The following is a 25,649-nucleotide window of genomic DNA, read 5'->3' on the forward strand; positions in this document are numbered from 1 at the left end:
GTCATCCAAGCTGCAAAAGTATTATGATATGAATAAGGTCGTCGGCAAGAGGCGATCATGCAGTGGATGAGGACGAGATGATGCAGGGCCGGGCCACTAACGCAGTTTCGAGACGCGCCGTGATCGGTTGCAGCATCTGCGGGGCGGCGGGTGCCGCGATCGGATCGGGGTCGCTGGCATGGGCGGCGGAGGCCGCCGGCCCGGCCGCCCGCGGGCGCGAGGTGCTGCGCGAGTTCGCCTATCGCAAGGTCCGGCTGACCGGCGGCCGGATCAAGGAACATTACGATCATATCCAGGCGCATTATCTGGCGCTGGACAACGACCGCGTGCTCAAGGTCTTCCGCCAGAATGCCGGACTGCCGGCCCCGGGACCCGACATGGGTGGCTGGTACGACAAGGACGGGTTCGTGCCGGGGCTGACGTTCGGACAATATGTCTCCGGCCTCGCCCGCATCGGTGCCACCACTGGCGACGCCATGGTCCATGCCAAGGTAGCGGCGTTGGTCGACGGGTTCGGCAAGGCGATGGTGCGATCGAAGAACCCCTATGCCGGCCCCAAGGCGCAGGAGCAGTGGGCAGCCTATACGATGGACAAATATGTCGTCGGGCTGATCGACGCCTATCAGTTGAGCGGCGTGGAACAGGCCAAGACGCTGCTGCCGATCGTGATCGACAAGTGCATGCCCTATATCTCCCCCGTCTCGCGCGACCGGATCGGCAAGACCGAGCCGCCCTATGACGAAACCTACGTACTCCCGGAAAACCTGTTCCACGTCGCGCAGATCACCGGCGATGATCGCTACCGGCAGATGGCGGTCAAGTATCTGCTCGACCGCGAATGGTTCGATCCGCTGGCGGCGGGGCAGGACGTGCTGCCCGCCAAGCACGCCTACAGCCACACGATCGCGCTGAGTTCGGGCGCGCAGGCCTATCTCAACCTCGGCGATGCGAAGTACCGCAAGGCGCTGGAGAATGCGTGGACCTTCATGGAGTCGCAGCGCTTCGCCAGCGGCGGCTGGGGGCCGGAGGAACAGTTCGTCGCGCTGCATCAGGGCAATCTGGCCAAGAGCCTGAAGACGTCGACCGCGCATTTCGAAACGCCGTGCGGCAGTTTCGCCGACATGAAGCTGGCGCGCTACCTGACGCGCTTCACCGGCCGGCCGGTCTATGGCGACGGGCTGGAACGCACGCTGTACAACACGATGCTGGCGACGCGGCTGCCCGACAGCGACGGCAATTATCCCTATTATTCCAGCTATGCCGCCGATGCGGACAAGAAATATTACCATCAGAAATGGCCGTGCTGCTCGGGCACGCTGGTGCAGGGTGTCGCCGATTACGTGCTGAACCTGTATTTCCACGATGACGATGCGCTGGTCGTGAACATGTACACCCCCTCCGAGGTCGACTGGGATCGCCCCGGCGGCGCGGTGAAGGTCGTTCAGACGACCGACTATCCAGCGGCGGACAGCGTGCGGCTGACCGTGCGGCAGCCGGGCAACGGCCGCTTCGCGATGAAGCTGCGCATCCCCGCCTGGGCGGCGGGCGCGACCGTCGCGGTCAATGGTCGCACCCAGCCGGCGGCGCCTGGCACCCATGCGGTTCTCCAGCGGACGTGGAAGGCGGGCGACACCGTCGACCTGATCCTGCCGCAGGCGCCGCGCACGGTGCCGATCGACGATCGCAACCCGAACCTCGCGGCGGTGATGCGCGGGCCGGTGATGTATGTCGGCCTGAACCCGTGGGACGGGATCGAGGACCACGCGCTCGCGCTGCCCGCTGCGCTCAAACCGATGCCCGGCAATCCACAGGTGCTGCGCACCGATGTCGACGGTCGCAATCTGGTGTTCGTCCCGTATTTCGACGTCGAGACCGAACGCTACAACACCTATTTCAAGACCGTCTGATGACCGTACCCCGCATCCTCGCCCGCTACACGATCGAGACCGCCTATCCGCTGGAACAGGCGGCGACGACGATGGCGGGGGAGCAATCGACCGGCACTTTCGTCCGCGTGCCCGGCGAGACCGACGAACTGCGCGAGGCTCATGCCGCCCGCGTCGAGGAACTGGTCGAACTGGGCGAGGTCGCGACCCCGTCGCTGCCCGGTTCGGGCTTGCCGAAGGGCGGCGACGGTCGCCGGCGCGTGGCGGCGGTCACGCTGTCGTGGCCGGTCGCCAATATCGGCCCCTCGCTGCCCAACCTGCTGGCCACGGTTGCCGGCAATCTGTCGGAGCTGAAGGCGTTTTCCGGGCTGAAGCTGACCGATCTGGTGCTGCCGCCGGTGTTCCTAGACCGGTATCAGGGGCCGCAGTTCGGCGTCGCCGGCACCCGCCGGCTGGCCGGTGTCCATGACCGCCCGATCATCGGCACGATCATCAAACCCAGCGTGGGCCTGTCGCCGGAGGCGACCGCCGAACAGGTGCGTGTGCTGGTCGGCGCGGGCGTCGATTTCATCAAGGACGACGAACTGCAATCGGACGGCCCGCATTGCCCGTTTGACGCCCGCATCTCCGCGGTGATGCGCGTGATCCGCGATCATGCGGAGCGCACCGGCAAGCTGGTGATGTACGCCGCCAACCTGACCGGCGACATCGACGAGATGCTGGCGCGCCACGACCATGTCGTGGCGGAAGGCGGCACCTGCATCATGGCCAGCATGAATTCGATCGGTCTGCCGGCGATGAAGATGCTGCGCGCCCATTCGCAATTGCCGATCCACGGCCATCGCAATGGCTGGGGGATGCTGGGCCGCTCGCCTGCGATCGGCATGAGCTTCATCGCGTACCAGAAATTGTGGCGGCTGGCGGGGATCGACCACACCCATGTCAACGGCATCGACAACAAGTTCTGCGAGCCGAACGACAGCGTCATCGCCTCTGCACGGGAATGTCTGACGCCGATGTTCGACCCCCCGCACCCGGGGTGCGAGATCGTGCCCGTCTTCTCGTCCGGCCAGTCGGCGCGGCAGGCGGCGCCGACCTTTGCCGCGCTGGGGTCGGTCGACTGCATGTTCGCGGCCGGCGGCGGCATCATGGCGCATCCCGCCGGCCCGGCCGCCGGGGTCCGCGCGCTGCGGCAGGCATGGGATGCGGCGGTCGCCGGCGTGCCGGTGGACGAGGCCGCCCGCGCCGCGCCCGAACTGGAGGCGGCGCTGGCGGCGTTCGGCGGGTGAGCCTGCTCTACGCCTTCTACGGCGACGATTTCACCGGCTCGACCGACGTGTTGGAGCAATTGGCCGAGGGCGGGGTGCCGGCGGTCCTGTTCCTGCGCCCGCCCGACGATGCCTTGCGCGCGCGATTTGCCGATGCGCGCGCGATCGGTATTGCAGGCGACAGCCGCAGCCGTCCGCCGGGCTGGATGGAGGCGCATTTGCCCGCCATCTACGCCGCCTTGGCGGACGGCGCGGTCGTGCATTACAAGACCTGCTCCACCTTCGACAGCAGCCCCCACACCGGATCGATCGGCCGGGCGCTGGAGATCGGGCTGCGGCAGTTCGACGGTCCCGCCGCGATCGTGGTCGGCGCGCCGCATCTGCGTCGCTACGTCGCATTCGGCAATCTGTTCGCGGCGGCCGGCGCAACCGTCCATCGTATCGACCGCCATCCGACCATGGCGCACCATCCGGTCACGCCGATGCGCGAGGCCGACCTGATCCGTCATCTGGCAGCGCAGACCGATCTGCGCATCGGGCTGGTGCCGATCGATCGTATTCAGGCGGGGGGGGCGGCGACCGCCTATGCTGCCGCGTGCACCGGCACAGACGCGGTGCTGTTCGACGGCATCGCCCCCGGCGACCTCGCCGCCACCGGCCGGATCATGCTGGCGGAGGGGGTGCGCTTCGCGGTTGGCAGTTCGGGCGTCACCCGCGCGCTGGTGATGGCGTGGCAGGCGAACGGATCAGTCGATGACGCACCGGCGACCGCCGCGACGACGGCGGTCGATCGCCTGCTGGTCGTCAGCGGCAGCTGTTCGCCGGTGACCGCGCGCCAGTACGAACGCAGCCTCATCGATGGCTTTGCAGGCAGCCGCGCGGATGTGCCCGCCTTGCTGGCGGGATCGACGGCGGAGGAGGAGCGGCTGACGGAGGCCGCGCTGTCGGCGCTGGCGGAGGGGGGCAGGGCGGTGATCCACACCGCCGAGGGGCCACTCGGCCCGGACGCCGCCGCGGCCGGCGACCGGCTGGGCATGGCGCTGGGCCGGATAGCGCGCGATGTGGTCCGTCGCACCGGTCTGCGCCGCATTCTGTTCGTTGGCGGCGACACGTCCAGCCACGGCGTCGCGCAACTGGGCGCTGATGCGCTGAGCTGGGCCGCCCCGATCGAACGCGGCGCGCCGCTGGTGCGTGCCCATGCCGCCGATCCGGCGATCGACGGCATCGAACTGGTGCTGAAGGGCGGCCAGATAGGTGCCGACGATTTCTTCGAGACCGTCCGGCGCGGCGGCATCCCGGCCGTATAGGGCGGGGGTGCCGGCCGGTCAGACCGGCTGTATTCCGCCCGGCGCGGGCTTGTGGTCCAGCCCCTTGGTGCAGTCGATCACCCCGAACAGCCCGGCCGAAATCAGCACCATCAGCGCCACACCCTGCAACGGCAGGCTGTAGTCGCCCGTGCCTGCGATGATGTAGCCAATCGCGACGGTGCAGACGAACCCACCCAGATTGCCGGCGGTGTTCATCACTCCGCTGGCGGTGCCGCCATAGCGTCCGCCGATCGCCATGCACATCGCCCAGGCGGCGGGCAGCATCAGGTCCATCACCGCGAACGCCGCGCCTGCCAGTACGACGATGGCCAGCTTGCCGCTCGCCAGGCTCAGCATCACCAGCAGCACGGCGGTGATCGTCAGGCAGCTGCTCGCGATCAGGCGGTACGCGTTGCGGATGCCGATCCGCGCCGCCAGCCGGTCGCACAATACGCCGCCCGCCAGATTGGCGACCACGCCGAGCAGGAAGGGAATCGATCCGTACAGCCCCATCTCCGCGACGGAGAAACCGGCCCCCTTTACCAGCCAGGTCGGAAACCAGTTGAAGAAGAACCAGCTGCCGAACGCGTAGAAGCAATAGGCCAGCGCGATCAGCCATAGTTGCGGCAGGCCGAGCAATCGTCGCCACGGTGTGCCGGCATGGCCCCCCGCCTCGTCGCCGCCGATATCGGCCACCTCGTCCGCGCCGATGCCGGGGTGATCGGCGGGGCGGTCGTGAAACCGGCTCCGCCACGCGATCGCCCAGGTCAGGCCGATCAGGCCGAGGATCGCGAAGGTCGCACGCCAGCCCAGGGTCGCCTGCAGCGGCACCAGCAGCAACGGCGCCAGCGCGCCGCCGAACCGGCTCGCGGCCCAGATCACGCCTTGCCCGCGCGCCCGCTCACGCGCCGGCAGCCACCGGTAGAGGACGCCGGACATGTTGGGATAGGCACCCGCCGCACCCAGCCCGAACAGGAACCGAGCCGCCGTCAATTGCCAGAAATTGCGGCACAAGGCGGTCGCGGCGGTGAAGAACGACCACCAGATCGTGATCCGGGTCAGTTCCTTGCGATAGCCATGCGCATCGCCCAGCGCGCCCGACGGTATCTCGAACACCGCATAGGCGATGACATAGGCACCCAGCACCCAACCCCATTGGTCGGGCGTGATGCCCAGATCGCGCTGGATGGCGGGGCCGGTGACCGCGATCGCCATCCGGTCGATGAAGGTGATGATCGACAGCGCGGCGAGCAGCGCGATCACGCCATGGCGCTTCCTCATCGCGGCAGGCTGGCCAGCACGTCGCGCGCGCGGGTCACGCCCAGTTCGGGGCTGGAGAAGACCGGCACGGTCACCGCGTCCGCCGGCAGCGTCGTCAGCACCCGCGCCATCGACGCCTGCGCCAGCACGATCGCATCGACGCCCTGCATGGCGCGCATCAGCCCCTCGCCGACGATCCGGTCGTGGGTGGCGGCGTCGCCTGCCATCACCGCCTCGAACGCGCCTTCGCACAGATGCTCGGCGATCTCGACCGGGGTGCCGCGTTCGGCGGCGACGGTGCGGACGAGGTCGGCGGTGGGCTTCAACGTCGTGGACAGGGTGGCGAGCACGCCGATCCGCGATCCGGTCACCAGCGCCTGCTCCGCCATCGGGCGATCGACGCGCAGGACCGGCCGGTCGTGCAGCTGCGCCGCCATGTCGACCGCCGGGCCGATCGATGAGCAGGTAACCAGCGTGGCGTCGGCTCCCGCATCGAAGGTCGATCCAATCAGATCGATCAGCCGCCGCATCGTCGGCTTTTCCAGCCGGCCGGCGGCGATCGTGTTCTTGATGAGGCTTTCGTCGACGAAGTGCAGCACCCGCACGCCCGGCAGGATGCGGGCGGTCAGCTCGTTGAACATCGGGCTGAGCGTGGGCGAGGTGTGAAGCAGGGCAAGCGTCTGCATGGTCGGTTTCCTGAAGTCAGAGCGTGAAACGATAGGTACCGGCGCCGATCTCGAACCGGACGTGGTCGCCGGACAGGTCGAGGCGACGGATGTCGGGATGATCGGCGATGGCGCAGGTGCCCTCACGCCATCCGCCACGCGCCGGCAGTTCGACATCGGCGATGCTGTTGGCGGGCACGGTGATCGTGAAGGCGGTCAGCCCCGCCCCGTCGCCCTCGGTCGCGGTGGCAATGGTGCCGACGCAGGAATCGTACCGCGCCGTCACCCGCCCGACTGCCGGCAGCCACAGCGGCCGCGCGGCGATGCGCAGGAACCCCGGCGCGCCCGGCGCGATCCCGGCCAGCCGGCGATAGAAGAAGCCGACCACCGCACCGAAGGCATAATGGTTGTAGCTGTTCATCGCGACGTCGCCGATATCGCCGTTCCACCGTTCCCACATCGTCGTGGCGCCGGTGGCGGGCATGTAACCCCAGCCCGGATAGCCGGTCTGGAGCAGCAGCGCCGAAACCGCCTTCAAGCATCCCGCCTCCGCCAGCACGTCGAGCAGATAGGGGGTGCCGAGGAACCCCGTCGACAGCGTCATGCCGCGCTGGCGGATATCGGCGGCGAGGATGTGGGTGGCGGCGGCGCGGCGATCGTCCGGCACCAGATTCATGTGGAGTGCCAGCACTTGGCAGGTCTGGCTGCCATTGCCGGCGGTGCCGTCCTCCGCGATGAACTCGGCGGCGAAGGCGTCGCCGATCGCGGCGCGCAACGTGCGATAGCGCACGGCGTCGTCGGCCCGGCCGGTGGCATCCGCCATCTGCGCCATCAGATCGGCGCTCCACGCCCAATAGGCGGTGGCACACAGGACGCGGGGCGTCGTCTCGTCATCCGGCTTGATCGCGTCGACCGACAGCCAGTCGCCGAGGTCCAGGCCGCGATCCTCCCGCCAGACATGGTCGGGATTGTGGCGGGCGACATAGGCCATCCATGCCTCCATCGCCGCCCAGTTTTCGTCGATGATGCCGGTGTCGCCATAACGCTGCCAGATCTGCCACGGCAGGATGATGCCCGCCTCGCTCCACCCCGCCGTGACCACGTCGGGAAAGGACAGCGGCTGGGGCACGACGATCGGATAGGCGCCGTCCGGCCGCTGCGCGGCACGCGCCTCCAGCAGGAAGCGTCGGATGAACGGTCCCACCTCCATGTTGAACGCGGCGGCGTCGAGGAAGACCTGGATGTCGCCCATCCAGCCCATCCGCTCGTCGCGCTGTGGGCAATCGGTCGGCACCGCGAAGAAGTTGGAACGTTGGCTCCACAACGCGTTGCGCCAGATCGTCTGGAGCAGGGGCGCGTCGGCGAAGGTCATCGACCCGGTTTCGCGGCAGGCGCTGTGGACGACGATGCCCTGCACGTCGTCCGCTGTCGGGATGCCGGGATAGCCGGCGATCTCGACATAGCGGAACCCGTGATAGGTAAAATGCGGCTCGAACGTCTCCTCCTCGCCGGTGCCCGCCAGAACGATGGTGTCGGTGGCGCGGGCGAGACGCAGATTGGCCATGTCGACCGTGCCGTCGGGATGCAGCAGTTCGGCGAACCGGGCAGTGATGGTGGTGCCGGCGGGGCCGGTCGCCGCCAGCCTGATCCAGCCGGAGAAGTTCTGGCCGAAATCGAATACATGGCGGCCGGGCAACGGCTCGGTCACTAGGGCTGCGGGCATGACGCCCATGCGCTCGATCGCGGGCGATGTCTGGGCGACCAGCCGGGCGGGGGGTGTCCGACCCACCGGCGCGCGCTGCCACCCGCTCGCGTCAAAGCCGGGGCGGTCCCAGCCGGGCGTCGCCAGCCGCGCGTCGATCGTCTCGCCGTCGTAGATTTCGGACATCAGGATCGGCGAGCGATGGGTCCGCCAGTCCGGCCCCGTCGTCACCCACTGCGTCTCGCCATCGGCATAGTCGATCCGCAATTGCGCGCGGACGCGGCGTGGTGCCGGGCCGAAGCCGTAACGCTCGATCCGCCATCCGAACGGACTGGCGTACCAGCCGTCGCCGACGAGCAACCCCAGCACGTTGTCGCCCTCGGCGATCAGGTCGGTCACATCGTGGACCTGATAGAGCAGGTGGTCGGTCGCGACGCTCATTTCCGGCGCGAGGATCGCCTGCCCGACCGGGCGACCGTTGATGCTCGCCTCATAGGCCCCCAGCGCGGTCGCATAGAGGCGCGCGGAGACGACCGGACGCGTGGCGCGGAAGCCGGTGCGCAATTGCATGACCGGTTCGGCGGGACGCGGATCATTGTGGACGTTGGCGCGGCTGACGACGGCCTGCTGCCACCCCAGCGTGTCGAACGTTGCCTCCGTCCAATAAGCGGGCGGTTCCGGCCGGACACGCCAGCGCGGACCGCTGACGATGCGATCGATCCGGCCACCGGCGCGGTGAAGACGGATCAGCGCGGCGAAGGCACCGCCGTCGACGGGAAAGAAGCCCGTCGTATCGGCCTGCACCAGCGCACAGATGCTGTTGTGGCCGGCGCGGACATCGCCCTCGAACGGGCAGAGCGATCCCCAGAAGGGCAGATCGCTGTCATAACCGAACGACCAGGGCAGGGCGGCGGGAACGCCGTTGATCCATATGCCGCGCAGATGGTCCTTGCCGGCCAGCAGGATCTCCGCCCGGTTCAGATCGCCGGGCGCATGGAAATCCAGACGAAAGGCATGCAGCCGCTCGTCGAGCGGCCGGCCGCTCCAGATCCATTGCAGACCGGCCTTGCGATCGCTTGCGGCCGGATCGTCCTCCGCCTCGATCCAGTCACCCCGCCAGTCGCCCGGCGACATCAGTCCGGCCTCGAACCACGATGGCAGCGAGCTCACGGTGCGACCGGTATCGTCCGTCACCTCGACCAGCCACCACACCCGCTCCATCGAGGTGAGAGCCGGCCCGCCATAGCGGATATCGAACGTCGCATCTGATTCGACGATGCCGCTGTCCCATGACAGGCTCTCGGCGCTGGCAAGGCGATCGGGCGATTCGGCGGCGCGGATGCGGTAGCGGGCCTGCCGCACGCCGCGTTCGGCAGCCTCGATCCGCCACGACAAGGCGGGATGCGCCACCTCGGTGCCAAGCAGCTCGACGGTGTTCTCTGCGCGGAGATCGAGAACCTGCAATGTCAAAGCGCCGATCCTCGCGATCGCGTGGCGTCGTCCAGCACCAGCACCCAGTCGTTGCCGGGCGACGGCGTGCCGGGCGGCTGGAAACGATGGCTGCCGCTGTTGGCGATGGTGCCGATGGCGACCGAACGGCCGTCGCGCGGCGAATACCAGCTTGCCGTCACGCTGGCGCCGGCGATCGTCCCCAACCGCATCGAAAAAGGCCGGCCGGTATAGCTGTAGGCGAAGGCGTACCCCGCCCCCCGGCTGGCGAGAATCCGGTCATAGCGGACGCCGTTGTCCAGGATCAGCGATTGGTCCGGCACTCGCTCCAGCATCGGCCGGCTTTCGATCAACGTACGCAGACGGCGCATCTGGCCGGCGCCCGGTGCCGCCAGCATCTCGCTCCACCGCCGGTCCGCCGCAAAGCTGGGCTTGTCGCGGCCGGGCCGCAGCATCTGCATGACGTTGTTCTCGCCATAGGTGTGACCGAACGCCCCGGCCATCACCGCCCACCATGCGTAGCGGCGGACGTCGGCGGCGGTCCAGCGCGGCGCGTCCGCACCGTGCAGGCCGTGGGGAATATTTTCGTAGGAAGGTTCGCCGTCGATCACCGGCTTGGCCGGTCGCCGTCGCCAGTCCTCGGCGATGTAATGCCAGTTGTCCTCGCCCCGCGCGTTCGGCCCCTCCTGCGCATAGGAGCGGTGGCCGGACTGGATCATGTTGAAGTCGAGCCAGGGCGCGTCGTGGAACTGCCACGCGGAATCGGTGCGACCGATCGGGTGGAAGGTCATCAGATGGTCGGGATCGTCGCGCTTGATCGCGGTGCCGAGCAGATCCCACATTCGGGTATGCGCGTCGGCATGGGTATCGCCGCCGTTCAGCCAGACGATGTTGGCATGGTGCCGATACCGGCGTGCGAGGAAGCGGCCATAGCCTTCGGCGTTGCGCTCGTTCAACTCGCCGCCATCGGCCAGCGACCCCCAGGCGGGCACCAGCGCGACATGGATGCCGTGCGCGGCCGCCCGCCCCACCACCCAGTCGAGATGATCCCAGAAATCATATTGCTGCGGCCTGGCGGGATCGGCACCCGGCGTGACATGGGGTCGGGCTGGATCGTCACCCTCCAGCGCCGGCACGCCGGCCACGGTCGTCATCTGCGGGGTATGCAGGATCATCACCTGCACCACGTTGAACCCCTGCCGCTCGCGCATGGCGAGATAGCGTTCGGTCTCGGCGCGATCGAGGCGGCTCAGGAGCAGCCAGCCGGTGTCCCCCATCCAGAAGAACGGTTTGCCGCCCGCCAGCAGATAATGGCCGCCGGGCGCGACCGTCAGTCGTGGTGGTACGGGCGCCGCCGCCTGCGTTCCTGTGGCGACGGCGAGCAGCCCGGCGGCGACGGCGGCTGCCATTCGTTGAAGCATCAGCGGCATGGCGGGCGATCAATAGGAACTGAACAGCGCCCGGCGCGCCAGATCGAGCGCGGCGACCGCGTCCTGCCGATCCTGCGCGGCCTGCATCGCATCGAAATCCAGCTTGTCCAGCGCGCGTTCGATCACCTTCAGGAACCCGATCGCGGAATTGGCGGCGGCGACGCTGTCCTCGCGGAAGGGGAACTGATCGAGCTGCCACACGCCTTCCCACTTATTCTTGCGCAGCGTGTAGAAGAATTCGAACAATTCGATCGGATGGACCGAACCGGCGATCAGGTCGTCGTCCCAGCCGCGGAAATTGTCGTTCACGTCCATCCCGAACAGGCGGCCGTGATCGATCGCCAGCTGCGCGGCATCGGCCGGGGATTCGCCGCCGTAGAGAGAGTGGCCGAAATCGAGCAGGATGCCGATATTGGGCAGCCCGATCTTCTCGATCCCCAGCAGCGTCCGCGCCACGCTGTCGTAGCTCATATGCGCGCGCGGTTCGCGGGGCTTGTATTCGATGACGAACCTCAGGTCGGGATTCTGGTCGGCCAGTTCGCCGACGCCGTCCATGCTCATCCGCCACAGCTTGCCGTGATCGACCTGGAACGGATAATCCCAGCCATCCTGTCCCGGCCACAGCTTGACGTAGCTGGCGCCGAAATGACGGACCACCTTGGCGGCGTCGTTGACCATCTCGTTGGCGAGGCGACGGATGCCGGCGTCGGGGTTGGTGAAGGCGCCGCGTGCGAACTGGCGGGTGTAGATTTCGGGCGTGATGCCGATCACCGACAGGTTGTTGCGCTTCAGCGCCGCGCCGACCGTATCGAGCGACAGGTTCGGATCGACGAAGGGATAGTTGATGTCGACGACGCTCAGGTCGTCGACCTGCCCGGCCAGATCGATCATCTCCACCAGCGACCGGGGTGGTCCGTAGCCATCGGTGGCATAGCGATCGACATAGGTGGCGAAGTGCCAGATTCCGGCGCCGTAGCGTTGCGTGCTCATGATCCCGTCCTCGTCCCGTTCTTGTGATTGCTGGCGGGATGCGGGCGGGGGGCCTGCGATCCCGGATGTCAGGCGACGATCACCTCCACGCCCGCCGCCGCGATCGCGCGGCGATCGGCCTCGGCGATGCCGGTGTCGGTGATGAGCACATGGATCAGATCGAGTCCGCCCAATGCCGTGAAGGATCGTGCGCCGATCTTGCTGGAATCGGCGACCAGGATCACCTTTTCCGCCGCTACGATCATCGCGCGTTTCACCGCGATGTCCGACAGGGCAGGGTAGGTGAGGCCGGCTTCCAGACTGATCGCCGCAGTTGCGAGAAACAGCTTCTGCACAAACAGTCCCTGGAAATAGTCCGCCGATCGTTCGCCGCTCAGCGACAGGGTGGGCGCCTTGAAATGGCCCCCGGTCATGTGGACGTCGAACCCCGGTTCGGCACCCAGCGCCAGTGCGATGTTCAGCGCGTTGGTGATGACCGTCATGTCGCGGTGGCCGAGGATGTTCGCCGCGACCTCGGTCGTGGTCGAACCAGAATCGAGAATGATCGTCTCGCCATCGTTGACGAGGGCAGCCGCGGCGCGGCCGATCCGGCGCTTCGCGTCCATGTTCTCCAGATGCTGGAGCGCCATGGCGCGGACCTGTTGCCGCACCGACTTCAGATAGGCGCCGCCATATTCGCGGACGATGTGTCCCTCGGCTTCGAGCTTCTCCAGATCCTGACGAACCGTGACCTCGGACACCGAAAACGCCTCCGCGAGATCGCGGACGCGCGCGCTGCCTTCCTCGCGAAGCCAGTCGAGCATCTTGCTGCGGCGGGTTTCCGCCAGCGCCCGCGAGCGGGTCGCCGTGGTGGAAGTCGGGGTTGATCGGGAGTTTGCCATGCGCACGCTATCGATCGGGAAGGGAGTCGAAAGCAAGCGATGAACGTTGCCGTCAGCTCCCACGTCCTTTCCTCCTCTCCAGCCGGTTGCCGACATCGGCGAACACGTTGCCCGAACGATGAAGATGGCTTCGTTATATGTCAATTGCTCTCGGAATTTTTTATAAACCGAAAGCAAACGAAAGAAACATCTTGCGAAACGGATGGCCTCATCGCATTGATGCGATGAAGGAGAGGATGTCGATGGGGGAGTCTGATGCTGCCATGCGGTCTGGTGAGGGCGTTCGACCCGACGGGTTTGGCGCGCGGGTAAGCCATGTCGCGGGCCAGGCGAGATGGATGCGGCGCCGGTTGCTGGGGATGATCGTCGACGCCGGTCAGGGGCACCCCGGCGGCGACCTTTCCGCAACGGACATCATCGCTTCCCTGTATTTCGATGTTTTGCGAATCGATGCGGCGAACCCGGATGCTCCGGATCGCGATCGCTTCGTCATGAGCAAGGGGCATTGCACCGGCGCGCTGTACACCGCGCTGGCGGCGGCCGGCTTCTTTCCGGAAGCGGAGCTGGACACCTATCTGAAGCCGGGTTCGCGGCTGAACGGGCATCCGAACCGCACCTATCTGCCGGGAGTGGAAACCAACACCGGGCCGCTGGGCCATGGCTTTCCGGTCGGCGTCGGCATCGCGGTGGCGGGGCAGATCGACCGGGCGGACTACCGCGTGTTCGTTCTGACCGGCGACGGCGAATTGCAGGAGGGCAGCATGTGGGAGGCGGCGATGTTCGCCGGGCATCGGGCCTTAAGCAACCTGACCGTCATCGTCGATCGCAATGGGCTGCAACAGGGGGCGCTGACCGAGGATACCAACACGCTGGAGCCGCTGGGCGACAAATGGCGTGCGTTCGGCTGGGAAGTGGTCGGGGTGGATGGCCACGATCATGCCGCGCTGCTTGCCGCGTTCGACGATGCGGTCCTGCCGCGCAACAAGCCACGGTGCATCATCGCCACCACGGTGAAGGGACAGGGTGTCAGCTACATGCAGCATCAGGCATCGTGGCACCACGGCGTGCCCAGCCGCGATCAATATGATCTGGCGCTGAGAGAACTTGAGATGGAGATCACCCGATGATCCCCGCCGCGCCCGCGGGCCTCTTCGACTGCCGAGATGCCTATGTCCGCACGGTGGAAGAATTGGCCGTCGCCGACGACCGGATCGTCGCGGTGGTCAACGATTCGATCGGATCGTCGAAACTCGGCAAGTTCCGGGACCGGTTCCCCGACCGGCTGGTCAATGTCGGCATCGCCGAACAGAACATGATCGGCGTCGGCGCCGGGCTGGCCAATGGCGGCAAGGTGCCGTTCGTCAGCGGCGCGTCCTGCTTCCTGACCGCGCGGGCGATGGAGCAGATCAAGGTCGATTGCGCCTATAGCCGCGCGAACGTGAAGCTCTGCGGCATTTCCAGCGGGGTCGCGTACGGCGAACTGGGCGCCACCCATCACAGTATCGAGGATGTCGCCTGGTTGCGCGCGATCGACGGGCTGGTCGTGATCGTGCCCGCCGATCCATGGCAGACGGCGGCGGCGATCCGGGCGGCGGCGGCGCATGACGGGCCGGTGTTCGTGCGGATCAGCCGGATGCCGGTGCCCGAACTGGCGCGATCCGCCGCGATCTTCACGATCGGCAAGGCGGAGGTGCTGCGCGAGGGCGGCGACATCGCGATCGTCGTCAACGGCACGCTGGTCCACCACGGCCTGGCCGCGGCGGCGCGGCTGGCGGACGCCGGGATCGAGGCGCGCGTGGTCAACATGGCGACGGTTTCGCCGATCGATACCGATGCGATCGCCGCCGCCGCCGCGACGGGGGCGATCGTGACGGCGGAGGAGGGGCTGGCCAAGGGCGGCCTTGGCGGGGCGATCGCGGAATATTGTGCGGAACATGCGCCGGTGCGGATGCGGATGCTGGGCTTTCCCGGGTTTGCGCCGACCGGCTCGGCGGCATGGCTGATGGAGCGGACGGGACTGTCCGCCGATGGCATCGTGCAGGCGGCGCACGATCTGCTCAGAACCCGCTGATGCGCGAACCGGTCATCCTGTCGGTCGATCAGGGTACGACCAACAGCAAGGCGGTGCTGATCCGCGCGGATGGCACCATCCTGTCCAACCGGTCGAAGCCGATGCGCGTGCATCATCCGCGACCGGGCTGGGCGGAACAGTCGGCGGCCGAGATATGGGAGGCGGTGGCCGCGCTGATCGACGATCTGGTCACGGCGGCCCCGCAGGCGGTGGTGAGCGCCATCGCCATCGCCAATCAACGTGAAACGATCGTCCTGTGGGACGCCGCCACCGGCCGCGCGGTGGCGCCGGCCATCACCTGGCAATGCGCCCGCTCGGCCGATCGCTGCGAAACGCTGGCGGCGGCGGGGCATGGTGAGGCGATCGCGGTGCGGAGCGGCCTTGCCCTCAACCCGATGTTTTCGGCCGGCAAGCTGGCATGGCTGCTCGATGAGGTTCCCGATGGCCAGCGCCGCGCCCAATGCGGTGAACTGCGGGCTGGTACCGTCGACAGCTGGCTGCTGTGGAACCTGACCGGCGGTGCCGTTCATGCCACCGATCACGGCAATGCGTCGCGCACGCAGCTGCTGAACCTCGACACCGGCACATGGGATGCGGAACTGGCCGCGCTGTTCGACGTGCCGCTGACGATCCTGCCGCAGGTGATGTCGTCCGACGCGTGTTTCGGCACTACGGCTGCGGGTGCTACTGCCTTGCCGCCGGGTACGCCGATCCATGCGATGATGGGGGACAGCCATGCCGCGCTGTTCGCGCACAGCATCACCGGGCCAGGGCGGGTGAAGGCGACGATCGGCACCGGTAGCTCGCTGATGACCGCCACCGACAGCCGCGTGCATTCGACCCATGGCCTGTCGAGTACGATCGCGTGGAGCCGGGGCGGCACGGTGCATCATGCACTGGAGGGGAACATCACCGTCTCCGGCCATGCCGCCGCCTTCGCGACCTCGCTGCTCGGGCTGGCGGACGAAAGCACGTTGACCCGGCTGGCGGAAAGCGTCGACGGCAGCGAAGGCGTGGTGTTCGTGCCAGCGCTGGCCGGGTTGGGCGCACCGCATTGGGCGGCGGCGGCGCGGGGCACGATCACGGGCATGACGCTGGCGACGACGCCCGCGCATATCGCGCGCGCGACGATTGAGGCGATCGCGCTCCAGATCGGCGACGTACTGGCGGCGATGGAAGCAGACCTGTCGCTCCGGTTCGCCGCGCTGTCCGTCGATGGCGGGGCATCGCGCAGCGATCTGCTGGTTTGGTGCCTCGCCGATTTGACCGACCGGCTCGTGCTTCGCCCGCATATCGCCGAAGCGAGCGCGCTGGGAGCCGCCCGGATGGCAGCGGATGCATTGGGGATGCCCGAATGGACGGCCGCGTCACCGCCCGACCGTTTCGCCCCGACGCTGCCGGAGGACCGTCGCACAGCCATCCGGCAGGCATGGCGACAGGCCGTCGCCCGCACCGTTTGGCCGTAACCGGGAGCCCGTTCCAAACACCGTCCAATCACAAAAAACGATAGGGGAGTCTGAGAGATGCATGGAATCAAAGAGGGTTCGTTCGCCATTGCGGGGATGAAGGGCGTCTTGCTGGCCGGCACCAGCGCGGCGACGCTGTTCGCCATGGCCATGCCGGCCTATGGGCAGGCGTCGGCCACTATCCCGCAGGGACAGGCGGTCGCGACTACGCCGGCAGAGGCGGCCGCGCAGGTCGATGGTGCCCGAGCCGACGACGCGCCGACCGATCAGGCGATCGTCGTGACCGGCAGCCGTATCCGCAGCCCGACATTGACCTCGCCATCACCGTTGCAGGCGATCACGGCGGTGGACATCGCGCGGACCGGCCGCATCGACGTGCAGGAGGTGTTGCAGCAGAACCCGGCGTTCGGCGTGCCGGGCCAGTCGCGCAATACCTCCAACTACGGCGCGCTGAGCGCGGGTCTGGCAACGGTCAACCTACGCAATCTGGGACCGAACCGCACGCTGGTGCTGATCGACGGCCGCCGCGTGGTGGCGGGCGTGCCGGGATCGGCGCAGGTCGACCTGACGATGATCCCCAGCCCCTTCGTGGAGCGGGTGGACGTGCTGACCGGCGGCGCGTCCGCCGTCTACGGCTCGGATGCGATCGCGGGTGTCGTCAACTTCATCTACAAGAAGAATTACGAGGGGTTGCAGCTCAATGCGCAGACCGGGATTTCCCAATATGGCGACGACGATCAATATGCCGTCAACCTGACCGCGGGTACGAATTTCGCCGATGATCGCGGCAATATCATCCTGTACGGCGGCTGGCAGAAGCAGGGGACGGTTCCCTCCTACGCCCGGTCGCGCAGCGCCAACGACCAGACCAGCGTCGGCGCGCTTCAGCGTAGCAACAACCGGACCGATGCCAACCTGACGGCGGCGCAGAACCTGTTCAGGGCGCAGTACAATCCGTCGAGCGTGGTGCCCGCCAGCACGTTCAACGCCGGCACGGGTAACTACATCGTCGATGGCAGCGGCATCGTCCGCCCCTTCGCGATCGGCACTGACGGCTTCAACCGCACGCCGTATGACGCCATCTCGACCCCGCTGGAACGCCGCAACTTCGCCGCGCGCGCGAATTTCCAGGTAGCGCCCGCGATCAACGTCTTCGCGGAAGGCACATATGGCAACGTCACCTCGCGCGCGCTGCTGGAACCGTCGCCGCTGGTGCCGACCGGCGGCCTCGGCCTGTTCCGGCAGGGCAATGGGCGGTACAATATCGAACAGCGCGTGGTGAACCCGGCCAATGCCGCGCAATCGCAGATCGTGCGCAATCCGCTGGTGCCGGCCGGCCTGTACAATGTCGCCACCGATACCAACGGCGACGGTTTCCGCGATGTCGCGGTGTCGCGACGCCTGACCGATTTCGGCACCCGCGTCGGCGATTTCGACCGGACGAACCTGCGCATGGTCGTCGGCGCGGACGGCAAGCTGGGCAAGTGGGACTGGGAAGCGTCCTATAGCTGGGGCAAGACCAAGGCGGCCAGTACCTTCGGCGGACTCATCAATCAGGATCGCGCGGTCCAGGCGCTCGACGTGATCGCCGACGTGTACGACGTCAACCGCAACGGCAGCACGACGGATGCGATCTGCGCCAGTGCGGAGGCGCGCGCGCAGGGGTGCGTGCCGTGGAACGTCTATGGTGCTGGCAGGGCGTCGCCGGAATCGATCGCCTATCTGGCGGCGGTGTCGACCCGCGACGCATCGCAGACGCTGAACGTCGCTGCCGCCAATCTCTCCGGCTCGCTGTTCACGCTGCCGGCCGGCGATGTCGGCGTGTCGATCGGCGCCGAATACCGCAAGGAGGCCAGCCGCGAGGTGTTCGATCCGCTGTCGAACGCCGCGCGCAATTCATATCTGCAACAGACCAACACCGCCGGCAGCTTCGACGTCAAGGAAGCGTATGGTGAGGTGATCGTGCCGCTGATCCACGACACGCCGTTCATCAGGCAGCTGACGGTCCGGGGTGCGGCACGCGTGTCCGATTATTCGACGGTCGGCACCTTCTATGCCTATAACGCCGGGATCGAATGGTCGCCGGTGCAGGACATCCGCATCCGCGGCGTCTATGCCCATGCCGTTCGCGCCCCCAATATCGGCGAGCTGTTCGCGGCGGCCACCGTCACCGTCGGGTCGGTCAACGACCCCTGCGCCGGGGTCACGCTGACGACGACGGGTACGACCAGCACCGTCTGCCGTGCCAATGCCGGTGTGCTGTCGAACATCCAGGCGAATGTCAGCGCGGCCAACCCCAACGGCCTGTTCGTGCTCAACCAGTCCGATCAGCAGGGCGTCGGTGGTCTCAACGTCTCCAACCCCAATATCCGCGAGGAGACGGCGCGGACCTATACGCTGGGGGCGGTCATCAACCCGATCTCCATCCACGCCCTGCGCAACCTGACGCTGACGGTCGACTATTACAACATCAAGCTGGACGACGCGATCGCCCGCACCAGCCGCGATTTCATCCTGCAACAATGCTATCTGAACAACGATCCGGAGTTCTGCTCGCTGATCTCGCGGCGGTCGATCGCATCGGGGCCGTACAGCGCGGGATCGATCCAGCAGGTGGATTCCGCCCTCATCAACAGCGGCGGCCTGTCGACGGAGGGTATCGACACCACCTTCTCCTACCGGCAGAATCTGCAGGACTGGGGCATGGGCGGCACCGCATCGCTGTCGGTCAGCTATACCCATCTGATCCGGCAGGGCGGCACCCCGTTGACCGGCGCCGCCTTCGACCGGACGGACGGCGAGATCAACAATCCGGCCGATCGCGGCCAGATCGTGCTCGCCTACGACATCGACGACTTCGGCATTTCCTTCAACGGCCAGTATATCGGCGCGTCATATCTGGACGACCAGTATCGCGCCCGCTTCCTGCTGGCCGATGGTTCGCTGCCCAACAAGAAGCTGTTTCGCGTCGATTCCAAATTCTATCTCGATACGCAGATCCGCTATAATATCGGCAAGACGTATCAGTGGTATTTCGGCGTGAACAACCTGCTCAACACGCAGCCGGCACCGGTCATCACCGGCTTGACCGGCAGCGTGACTGGGACGGAGACGGCGGCCGGCACCTATGATCCGATCGGCCGGCGTTTCTACACCGGTGTTCGTCTGAACTTCTGATCCGGGGGCACCATGAAAAAGGGCGGCGTTGCGACGCCGCCCTTTTTTCGTATTCGGTGCATCCGTTCGAGGTCAGGCGAGCGCGATCCGCTCCGCCTCGATCTCCTCCAGCGATTTTCCCTCGTTGCGGGGCGCGCCCCAATAGCCGATGATCCCGCTCAGCACGAGGAACCCGGTCAGGATCCAGGCCAGCGTGTGGAAGCCCGTGGCGGTCAGCACCGGCACGAAGAAGCTCCAGAAACCCAGCACGATGCGGACAACCGCAAACATCACGCCCTGCGCGGTGCTGCGCAACAGCGTCGGGAACAGTTCCGAACTCCACAGCTGGAAGAAGCACTGCGCGCCGAAGCCCTGTCCGATCGCCATCAGCAGCACGTGGATGATCGCCAGCGGCAACGTCAGCGGGAAAATCGCCAGCAACGCCATGCCGACGACCTGGATGATCGCGGAGACAAGGAACAACTTTCGCTGGTTCACCCTGTCCGACACGCGCATGAAGATGAACGCGATCGACAACATGCCGATCAGGAAGCTCAGCGTCTGCACTGCGACGGCGGTCGCTTGGCTCTGGTCGCCGACCGTACGCAGGATATAGGGAAAGAAGAACCCGTTCGTCCCGGCCCACAGGTTCCAGAACATGTACATGCCGACCAGAAACGCCATCGATCTGATGTGCTGGCGGGTGAACAGGTCGCGGACGCGCACCTTGGGTTCCGCGGCGGTATCCGGGCCGGTGGCGACGGCCCATTGCGCTTCCACCCAGCGCGGCGATTCATGCATCTTCGAACGCAGGAACGTCAGCGCGATTGCCAGCACGGCAAGATGGGCGAAGACGATGCGGGCGCCCAGGAGCCCCAGCGGCGTCAGGACGAGGAACATCAGCAGCACGACGACCGGCCCCATATACCACAGGATCTGCGCCACGCCGCTATGTTTGCCGCGCTGCTTGTCCGGCGCCATCTCGGCGATCAGCGACCATGAGGCGGGAATGTCGGCGCCGACGGCCAGCCCCACCAGAAAAAAGCCGATGACGACCATCCACACGTTCATGGCGAACACCAGCCACATCATGCCGAACGCGTAGAACAGCATGTCGTACTGGTAGATCCGCTTGCGGCCGAACAGGTCGCACAGCCGGCCGCCGATCAGCGCACCGACGCCTGCGGATATCGCGTTTGGCCCCAGCGCGGCGATCAGGCCCACCAGATTGTTGCTCATCCGGTACGCCTCCATCCAAAGTGCCAGCGCCGCAGCGCCGGCAACGATCGAGCCGGCGTCGATATAGTTCGCCAGTCCCGCAAGGATGGTATTCTTCCAGTCCGCGGACTGTTGCACGGTGGGCCGTTGCGCCAGTGTCGTCATCCCTGCTTCTCCCTTGGCGGCGTTACCGGTCAGGACGGGTCCTGCCACACTCGCGACAGGCATTCGCATATAATAGTATTATTGGCGGGTCTAGGCAGGTAGCATATTCCGGCTGGACGGTCGCGATGGCGAACCGGATCATGACGGAGGGGCAGATGAACATCACGCGACGGGGAATCCTGCAAGGCAGCACGGTGGTCGCCGCCGCCGCGTCGAGCGGGGCGATGGGGGCGGGACGAGCCGACCGCACCGAACGATGGGGACTGTACGAGATCGCGCTGACCGGTCCTGCATCGGGCAACCCGTTCGACGATGTCCGCGTGTCCGCGACCTTCACCTGCGATGGTCGCCCGGTTCGCGTGCCGGGATTCTACGATGGCGACGGTACGTACCGGGTGCGGTTCAGTCCGCCCGATCTCGGCCTGTGGCGGTGGACGACGACGAGCAATGCCACCGCGCTGGATGGGCAGACCGGCAGCGTGCGCGCAGTCGAGCCGGGCCGGGGCAATCACGGGCCGGTCCGCGTCACGCGCGACGGTTTCCACTTCGTCCATGCCGATGGCACGCCGTACCGGCAGATCGGGACCACCAGCTATTCCTGGGCGCTGCAATCCGATGCCAAATGCGCGCAGACATTGGCCACGCTGCGCGCATCGCCGTTCAACAAGATGCGGATGTGCGTATTTCCCAATGTGCCCTCGGCGGTGACCGACCCGTTCGTCCGTACCGGTCCCGGTGCGGCGAACTGGGACCCGGCGCGCTTCGATGTCGCCTATTTCCGACGGTTCGAGGATCGCATCCGCGCCTTGTGCGATCAGGGCATCCAGGCCGACATCATCCTCTATCACCCCTATGACGAGAAACGCGGCTATTCGGACATGACCCGCGCCGACGACGAGCGGTATCTGCGCTACGTCGCCGCGCGGTGGGGGGCGTATCGCAACGTCTGGTGGTCGATGGCCAACGAATATGACGCCATCAAGAGCAAGTCGGTCGCCGACTGGGACCATCTGTTCGGCGTGCTGGTCGCGGCCGACCCGCACGACCGGCTGCGGTCGATCCACCAGATCAACACCTATTACGACCACCGCAAACCGTGGATCACCCATGCCAGCGTCCAGAATGGCGCTGCCGTGCTGGACGATAACCGCGCCGAGCTGCACCGGACGATGACGGGCAAGCCGGTGATCTTCGACGAGGTCTGCTACGAGGGGAACTCGACCAAGCGCTGGGGCAACCTGACGGGCGAGGAGATGACCGAGCGTTTCTGGTGGGCGACTGTCGGCGGCACCTATGTCGGTCATAGCGAAACGACCGAGCCCAATCGAAACGCCGATTTCTCATGGCTGGGGCAGGGGGGCAGTCTGGCCGGGACCAGCGCACCACGCCTCGCATTCCTGAAGCGGATCATGGAGGAGGGGCCAGGCACCGGTATAGATGCCATCCAGCCCTGGTGGGGATATCATTTGGGAGGGCAGGAATATGCCTGGTATCTGCGCTATTTCGGGCAGGAAAAGCCGGATGTCTGGCAGGTCCGGTTGCCGGGCAAGGGGCCTGAGTCGTTGAAGCGATATCATCTCGACATCATCGACACGTGGAACATGACGATCGATCGCGCCGACGGACATTTTTCCATGGCACGGGCGAGCGATTATGACGTTCATGATTTCAATCGACCAAGCATCGCGCTGCCGGGGCGACCGTATATGGCGATCCGGATGGTTGCCGTGTGAAAAGAAGCACGATCCCTTACGATCAAGTGCAGTGAAGCAAGGCGGCCGCCGGGGTGGAACTTGCGAGAACCGAAACGGCCGCTTTGGACTGCTCGACATGTTCAAGCAGCGCTCACTCCTTGAATACCCCGCAGCTCCGTCAAACCAATGCACCGGCTGGTTTAAGTAGTGGGTTAGGATACGGCAAAGACCGAGGTGCATCGTGAGGAGAGCGGTTCGCGTTAGACTGACAGCTCCGCCACACCGTCCCGATCAGGACGTAAAGCATCAGATTTAATCATTGCAGCGTAGGCGCTTGGTGCGGATTGGTGGCGTCGATAGACGCGCCAATCTGGCGCACCTGGCCTTGTTCAGGGCTCATGCGTTTACAGTTGGATCTCAGAGCCCGACTCGTCATTCGAGTTTGACGATACGGCGCGTCATTCGCCTGATGGATGAGACGATCATCCAAGCCTCGGACAAAGCGATGGATGCCTCCCAGTCTTTGGCGAGACGCCGACACCGGTTGAGCCATGCCATGGTGCGCTCGACGATCCAGCGCCGGGGCAGGACGACGAAGCCCGTCAGGTCGGAGCGCCTGATGATTTCGATCGTCAGCCGATCGATATGCGCGACCGCTGCCCGGAGCTTTTGCCCGGCATAGCCACCGTCGGCGAGCAGCCTGATAATGGCAGGATGCGTATCGCAGGATCGCTCGATCCGACCCGGGGCTCCGTCGCGATCCTGAATACCGGCAGCGTGTACCACCCCTTCGAGCATATTGATCACTATGTGGCGTTTGCGCCCCGTTACCAGCACCGCGTTGACCGCATCGAGCAGGCCGTTGTCGCGCATCCCGTAGAAATGATCCTGCACCGTGGTGAAGGGTGGGAAGTCCTTCGGCAGTTGCGCCCACGGGCACCCCGTTGCGGCGATATACTGGATCGCATCCCACAACGTCCGTGCCTTGCGGTTGCGCGGACGTCCCACCCTTGAGGTTCGCCTCGACAAGGGCCGGACCACAGCCCAGTTCCCGTGCCCCAAGTTCAGTATAGGCTCGTGCCAAAGCGCGCGCCGTGACGCCTGCCTCCTCGACTGCTCCGCCCAAAGCCCTGCGACCACAAACTGAATTCAGCGCCGAAGCCATCTGGGCAAGGTTATTGGCCCGGTGCAGGGCATCGGCTGCCCAGAGCGGCGCCAATGCTACGGCATCGCTTGTCGGCAGCATTGCTACATGTGGCGCAGGGGGCAGGCTGAACAGGTCAATTAGCGTTCGAACCTGTGCTGACGATGATGCTTGGTCTGTGGTGCGTGAGACTTGTTGTCGCGACATCGCTCATCCCCATTCGCACCAAGTTATAGCTTCCGCTGTCTCACCCCATGTTATTGTAGATCAACATTGCGATCTTTAATCGTGGCCGCTTTCCGCAGTTGCAATCACTGGCTGACCAAGCCGGCGGTGCAGGTAGTTCTCATCGAAGCCGGCAATCTGGACGAGCCGGATCGGGTCGATGATCGTCAGACTGCCACGGGCCAGTTTCATGGCGCCGGCGAGGCGCAACTCCTTCAGCACCCGGTTGATGTGCACAGGCGTCATCCCCAGCGTATCGGCCAGGATGATCTGGGAGAGCGGCAAGGCAAACTCGCTGCCGGTGACCAGTCCGCTGCCGTGAGCGCGCAGATAGAGCTCACATACCAGGTGCGCGATACGTTCCACGCTGCTGCGCCGGCCCATGCTGACGATCCAGGCGCGCAAGGTCGCCTCGTCGACCAGCTGTGCCATGTACATGGCGCGGGCGATGCCGCGATGCTTTTCCATCATCCGGTGCATGTCGGCTTGTGGGATCACCGCCACCCGTGCCGGTGTCAGCGCCTGAATGCTGTGATCCATCTCCGGAAACATGCCCATGTGCAGATCGCAGGCATCACCCGGCAACAGGAATGCCATGATCTGGCGCGTCCCGGCGGGCAGGATCTTGTAGCGGCATACCCAGCCATCGAGCACGACGAATACCGGTCCCGGCGTATCGCCCTCTCGAATGAGGTCCTGACGGGCGTCAAAACGGCGGGGAAAGGCGGTCGCTTCGCGCAACACGGAGATTTCATTCGATGTCAAGTCGACGAAGCCCGTCAGCTTGTTGATGAAGCGGTTAACCATGAATAACACAATAAACCGATATGCATCGGAATATATTGTATCTGAATATTGTCGAAAGTTAATATCAGGGTGGCGTTCTTCAAGTGTAGAGCTATAGCCGTTTTCATCGTCGGCGTAGGCACGGGCAACGGCGGTTGGAGGTACGATACCTTCGCATTGCTGCTTGGGACGGCTGGTGATGTATAGGGATGAGCTGCACGAGCACGATCCGTTTCGGGCCGCGACCTCCGCGCCGGGACGGGCAGCGCTTCTCTTGGTGGAAAGTCTGATCCACGAACTGGTGGCGGTCGGTATCCTGCCGCTTAGTCGGGCCATCGCGGTCGTCGACATTGCGATCGACACGGCGAGCGAGATCGCCTCTGCTCAAGTAGAAGGGCAACGGGATGACGACCGGGTAGGTCAATTGCTTCAGGCGATCGCCCAGACATTGTCGCTGGACGCGGGCGACCAGACTGCAGTCGGGGATAATTGATCATCACCAGCCGAGCCGCATTGATGGCAGGGATGGTGGAATGCCTCTGCCTATTGAGAGGTCTGCACGGTTGTTTGGTTAGGCTGGCTCATCGACCGTGCCGCTATGCTGGCCGTCAACATTTCCGCCCGCCGGAGCATCAATTGGTTCTCCGCCATGTGAAGAGGGTGGGAAATTGACGCGACCCGACACGTGTCGCCTTCCTCGATCATCAGGTTCAGCGCGATGTTCAGGGCATTCAGCGTTTCAGCGTAGCGGTGCATATCGGTCCCCCTCGCGGTGAAGGATGCCAAAATTTCGTTTGGTAGTGTTAACATAGATTACTGCATCGCTCGTGAATGTCGCCGACCCTTTCGCCATGAATTGTGAAGCTGAACCATGACCGGCAACCCG

19 protein-coding genes are annotated in these 25,649 nt (G+C 65.8%); 9 read left to right on the forward strand and 10 right to left on the reverse strand.

What is annotated here, in order from left to right:
- The first annotated feature begins 119 nt into the window (after positions 1-119).
- From JAO74_RS16770 to JAO74_RS16780, 3 genes are read left to right on the forward strand one after another with little or no spacing between them, the layout of a single operon-like run.
- On the forward strand, positions 120-1,907 hold the full coding sequence (locus tag JAO74_RS16770; RefSeq protein ID WP_199040855.1) for a beta-L-arabinofuranosidase domain-containing protein: 1,788 nt from the start codon (positions 120-122) through the stop codon (positions 1,905-1,907).
- A complete protein-coding gene (locus tag JAO74_RS16775; RefSeq protein ID WP_199040858.1) occupies positions 1,907-3,175 on the forward strand; it encodes a ribulose-bisphosphate carboxylase large subunit family protein in 1,269 nt (422 codons plus the stop codon). Before JAO74_RS16770 ends, JAO74_RS16775 begins: the two co-directional genes overlap by 1 nt.
- Positions 3,172-4,461: a four-carbon acid sugar kinase family protein gene (locus JAO74_RS16780; protein WP_199040861.1), complete on the forward strand. Its 1,290-nt coding sequence runs from the start codon at positions 3,172-3,174 to the stop codon at positions 4,459-4,461. The genes JAO74_RS16775 and JAO74_RS16780 overlap by 4 nt, the downstream gene beginning before the upstream one ends.
- Before the next feature lie 18 nt (positions 4,462-4,479).
- Here JAO74_RS16780 and JAO74_RS16785 read toward each other — a convergent pair whose 3' ends face one another.
- From JAO74_RS16785 to JAO74_RS16810, 6 genes are all read right to left on the reverse strand, one after another.
- The gene (locus JAO74_RS16785; protein ID WP_199040864.1) at positions 4,480-5,742 is read right to left on the reverse strand and encodes an MFS transporter; all 1,263 of its coding nucleotides are present in this window, start codon (positions 5,740-5,742) and stop codon (positions 4,480-4,482) included.
- Entirely contained in the window at positions 5,739-6,407 is a 669-nt protein-coding gene (locus tag JAO74_RS16790; protein ID WP_199040867.1) for an aspartate/glutamate racemase family protein, read from the reverse strand. The genes JAO74_RS16785 and JAO74_RS16790 overlap by 4 nt, the downstream gene beginning before the upstream one ends.
- 16 nt (positions 6,408-6,423) lie before the next feature.
- On the reverse strand, positions 6,424-9,558 hold the full coding sequence (locus tag JAO74_RS16795; RefSeq protein WP_199040870.1) for an alpha-L-rhamnosidase: 3,135 nt from the start codon (positions 9,556-9,558) through the stop codon (positions 6,424-6,426).
- The gene (locus tag JAO74_RS16800; RefSeq protein WP_233151127.1) at positions 9,555-10,946 is read right to left on the reverse strand and encodes a glycoside hydrolase family 140 protein; all 1,392 of its coding nucleotides are present in this window, start codon (positions 10,944-10,946) and stop codon (positions 9,555-9,557) included. The genes JAO74_RS16795 and JAO74_RS16800 overlap by 4 nt, the downstream gene beginning before the upstream one ends.
- Positions 10,947-10,976: 30 nt before the next feature.
- Positions 10,977-11,957 (reverse strand): sugar phosphate isomerase/epimerase family protein, encoded by a 981-nt coding sequence (locus JAO74_RS16805; RefSeq protein ID WP_199040876.1) that lies wholly within the window; start codon positions 11,955-11,957, stop codon positions 10,977-10,979.
- Positions 11,958-12,025: 68 nt separating this feature from the next.
- Complete coding sequence (locus JAO74_RS16810) at positions 12,026-12,838, reverse strand: DeoR/GlpR family DNA-binding transcription regulator (protein WP_199040879.1); 813 nt, start codon at positions 12,836-12,838, stop codon at positions 12,026-12,028.
- A 338-nt stretch (positions 12,839-13,176) separates the two neighbouring features.
- On the opposite strand from JAO74_RS16810, the gene JAO74_RS16815 reads away from it, so the two are divergent.
- The 4 genes from JAO74_RS16815 to JAO74_RS16830 are packed head-to-tail and all read left to right on the forward strand — an operon-like array spanning position 13,177 to position 19,552.
- Positions 13,177-13,965 (forward strand): transketolase, encoded by a 789-nt coding sequence (locus JAO74_RS16815; RefSeq protein WP_233151128.1) that lies wholly within the window; start codon positions 13,177-13,179, stop codon positions 13,963-13,965.
- Positions 13,962-14,909 carry a transketolase family protein gene (locus tag JAO74_RS16820; RefSeq protein WP_199040882.1) on the forward strand — a complete coding sequence of 316 codons (948 nt, stop codon included), beginning with the start codon at positions 13,962-13,964 and terminating at the stop codon, positions 14,907-14,909. Before JAO74_RS16815 ends, JAO74_RS16820 begins: the two co-directional genes overlap by 4 nt.
- Positions 14,909-16,375 carry an FGGY family carbohydrate kinase gene (locus JAO74_RS16825; protein ID WP_199040885.1) on the forward strand — a complete coding sequence of 489 codons (1,467 nt, stop codon included), beginning with the start codon at positions 14,909-14,911 and terminating at the stop codon, positions 16,373-16,375. The genes JAO74_RS16820 and JAO74_RS16825 overlap by 1 nt, the downstream gene beginning before the upstream one ends.
- 57 nt (positions 16,376-16,432) lie before the next feature.
- A complete protein-coding gene (locus JAO74_RS16830; protein WP_199040888.1) occupies positions 16,433-19,552 on the forward strand; it encodes a TonB-dependent receptor domain-containing protein in 3,120 nt (1,039 codons plus the stop codon).
- 72 nt (positions 19,553-19,624) lie between these two features.
- On the opposite strand, the gene JAO74_RS16835 is transcribed toward JAO74_RS16830, so the two are convergent.
- Positions 19,625-20,962, reverse strand: coding sequence for an MFS transporter (locus JAO74_RS16835; protein ID WP_332908839.1), 1,338 nt, complete (start codon positions 20,960-20,962; stop codon positions 19,625-19,627).
- 77 nt (positions 20,963-21,039) lie between these two features.
- Here JAO74_RS16835 and JAO74_RS16840 point away from each other — a divergent pair, with 77 nt between their 5' ends.
- Complete coding sequence (locus JAO74_RS16840) at positions 21,040-22,647, forward strand: DUF5060 domain-containing protein (protein WP_233151129.1); 1,608 nt, start codon at positions 21,040-21,042, stop codon at positions 22,645-22,647.
- Positions 22,648-23,040: 393 nt separating this feature from the next.
- Here the strand turns inward: JAO74_RS16840 and JAO74_RS16845 are convergent, their stop codons facing one another.
- Together JAO74_RS16845 and JAO74_RS16850 are read right to left on the reverse strand one after the other, a co-directional pair.
- On the reverse strand, positions 23,041-23,748 hold the full coding sequence (locus JAO74_RS16845) for a transposase (RefSeq protein ID WP_199040893.1): 708 nt from the start codon (positions 23,746-23,748) through the stop codon (positions 23,041-23,043).
- A 286-nt stretch (positions 23,749-24,034) separates the two neighbouring features.
- A complete protein-coding gene (locus JAO74_RS16850; protein WP_233151130.1) occupies positions 24,035-24,784 on the reverse strand; it encodes a Crp/Fnr family transcriptional regulator in 750 nt (249 codons plus the stop codon).
- Between the two features lie 163 nt (positions 24,785-24,947).
- Between JAO74_RS16850 and JAO74_RS16855 the strand changes: the two genes are divergently transcribed.
- Positions 24,948-25,256, forward strand: coding sequence for a hypothetical protein (locus tag JAO74_RS16855; RefSeq protein WP_199040896.1), 309 nt, complete (start codon positions 24,948-24,950; stop codon positions 25,254-25,256).
- Between the two features lie 50 nt (positions 25,257-25,306).
- On the opposite strand, the gene JAO74_RS16860 is transcribed toward JAO74_RS16855, so the two are convergent.
- Complete coding sequence (locus tag JAO74_RS16860; protein WP_199040899.1) at positions 25,307-25,519, reverse strand: hypothetical protein; 213 nt, start codon at positions 25,517-25,519, stop codon at positions 25,307-25,309.
- Positions 25,520-25,649: the final 130 nt, after the last annotated feature.

The organism is Sphingomonas mollis (assembly GCF_016427505.1).
Lineage (GTDB): Bacteria > Pseudomonadota > Alphaproteobacteria > Sphingomonadales > Sphingomonadaceae > Sphingomonas > Sphingomonas mollis.

What these genes read in the sequence shown, in the direction of transcription:
- JAO74_RS16800 (WP_233151127.1), bottom strand. Translation starts at nt 10,946, where the DNA reads ATGGCAGCCGCCGTCGCCGCCGGGCTGCTCGCCGTCGCCACAGGAACG.
- JAO74_RS16810 (WP_199040879.1), bottom strand. Translation starts at nt 12,838, where the DNA reads ATGGCAAACTCCCGATCAACCCCGACTTCCACCACGGCGACCCGCTCG.
- JAO74_RS16815 (WP_233151128.1), top strand. Translation starts at nt 13,177, where the DNA reads ATGCGGCGCCGGTTGCTGGGGATGATCGTCGACGCCGGTCAGGGGCAC.
- JAO74_RS16860 (WP_199040899.1), bottom strand. Translation starts at nt 25,519, where the DNA reads ATGCACCGCTACGCTGAAACGCTGAATGCCCTGAACATCGCGCTGAAC.
- JAO74_RS16825 (WP_199040885.1), top strand. Translation starts at nt 14,909, where the DNA reads ATGCGCGAACCGGTCATCCTGTCGGTCGATCAGGGTACGACCAACAGC.
- JAO74_RS16775 (WP_199040858.1), top strand. Translation starts at nt 1,907, where the DNA reads ATGACCGTACCCCGCATCCTCGCCCGCTACACGATCGAGACCGCCTAT.
- JAO74_RS16785 (WP_199040864.1), bottom strand. Translation starts at nt 5,742, where the DNA reads ATGAGGAAGCGCCATGGCGTGATCGCGCTGCTCGCCGCGCTGTCGATC.
- JAO74_RS16840 (WP_233151129.1), top strand. Translation starts at nt 21,040, where the DNA reads ATGGCGAACCGGATCATGACGGAGGGGCAGATGAACATCACGCGACGG.
- JAO74_RS16790 (WP_199040867.1), bottom strand. Translation starts at nt 6,407, where the DNA reads ATGCAGACGCTTGCCCTGCTTCACACCTCGCCCACGCTCAGCCCGATG.
- JAO74_RS16830 (WP_199040888.1), top strand. Translation starts at nt 16,433, where the DNA reads ATGCATGGAATCAAAGAGGGTTCGTTCGCCATTGCGGGGATGAAGGGC.
- JAO74_RS16805 (WP_199040876.1), bottom strand. Translation starts at nt 11,957, where the DNA reads ATGAGCACGCAACGCTACGGCGCCGGAATCTGGCACTTCGCCACCTAT.
- JAO74_RS16850 (WP_233151130.1), bottom strand. Translation starts at nt 24,784, where the DNA reads ATGGTTAACCGCTTCATCAACAAGCTGACGGGCTTCGTCGACTTGACA.
- JAO74_RS16820 (WP_199040882.1), top strand. Translation starts at nt 13,962, where the DNA reads ATGATCCCCGCCGCGCCCGCGGGCCTCTTCGACTGCCGAGATGCCTAT.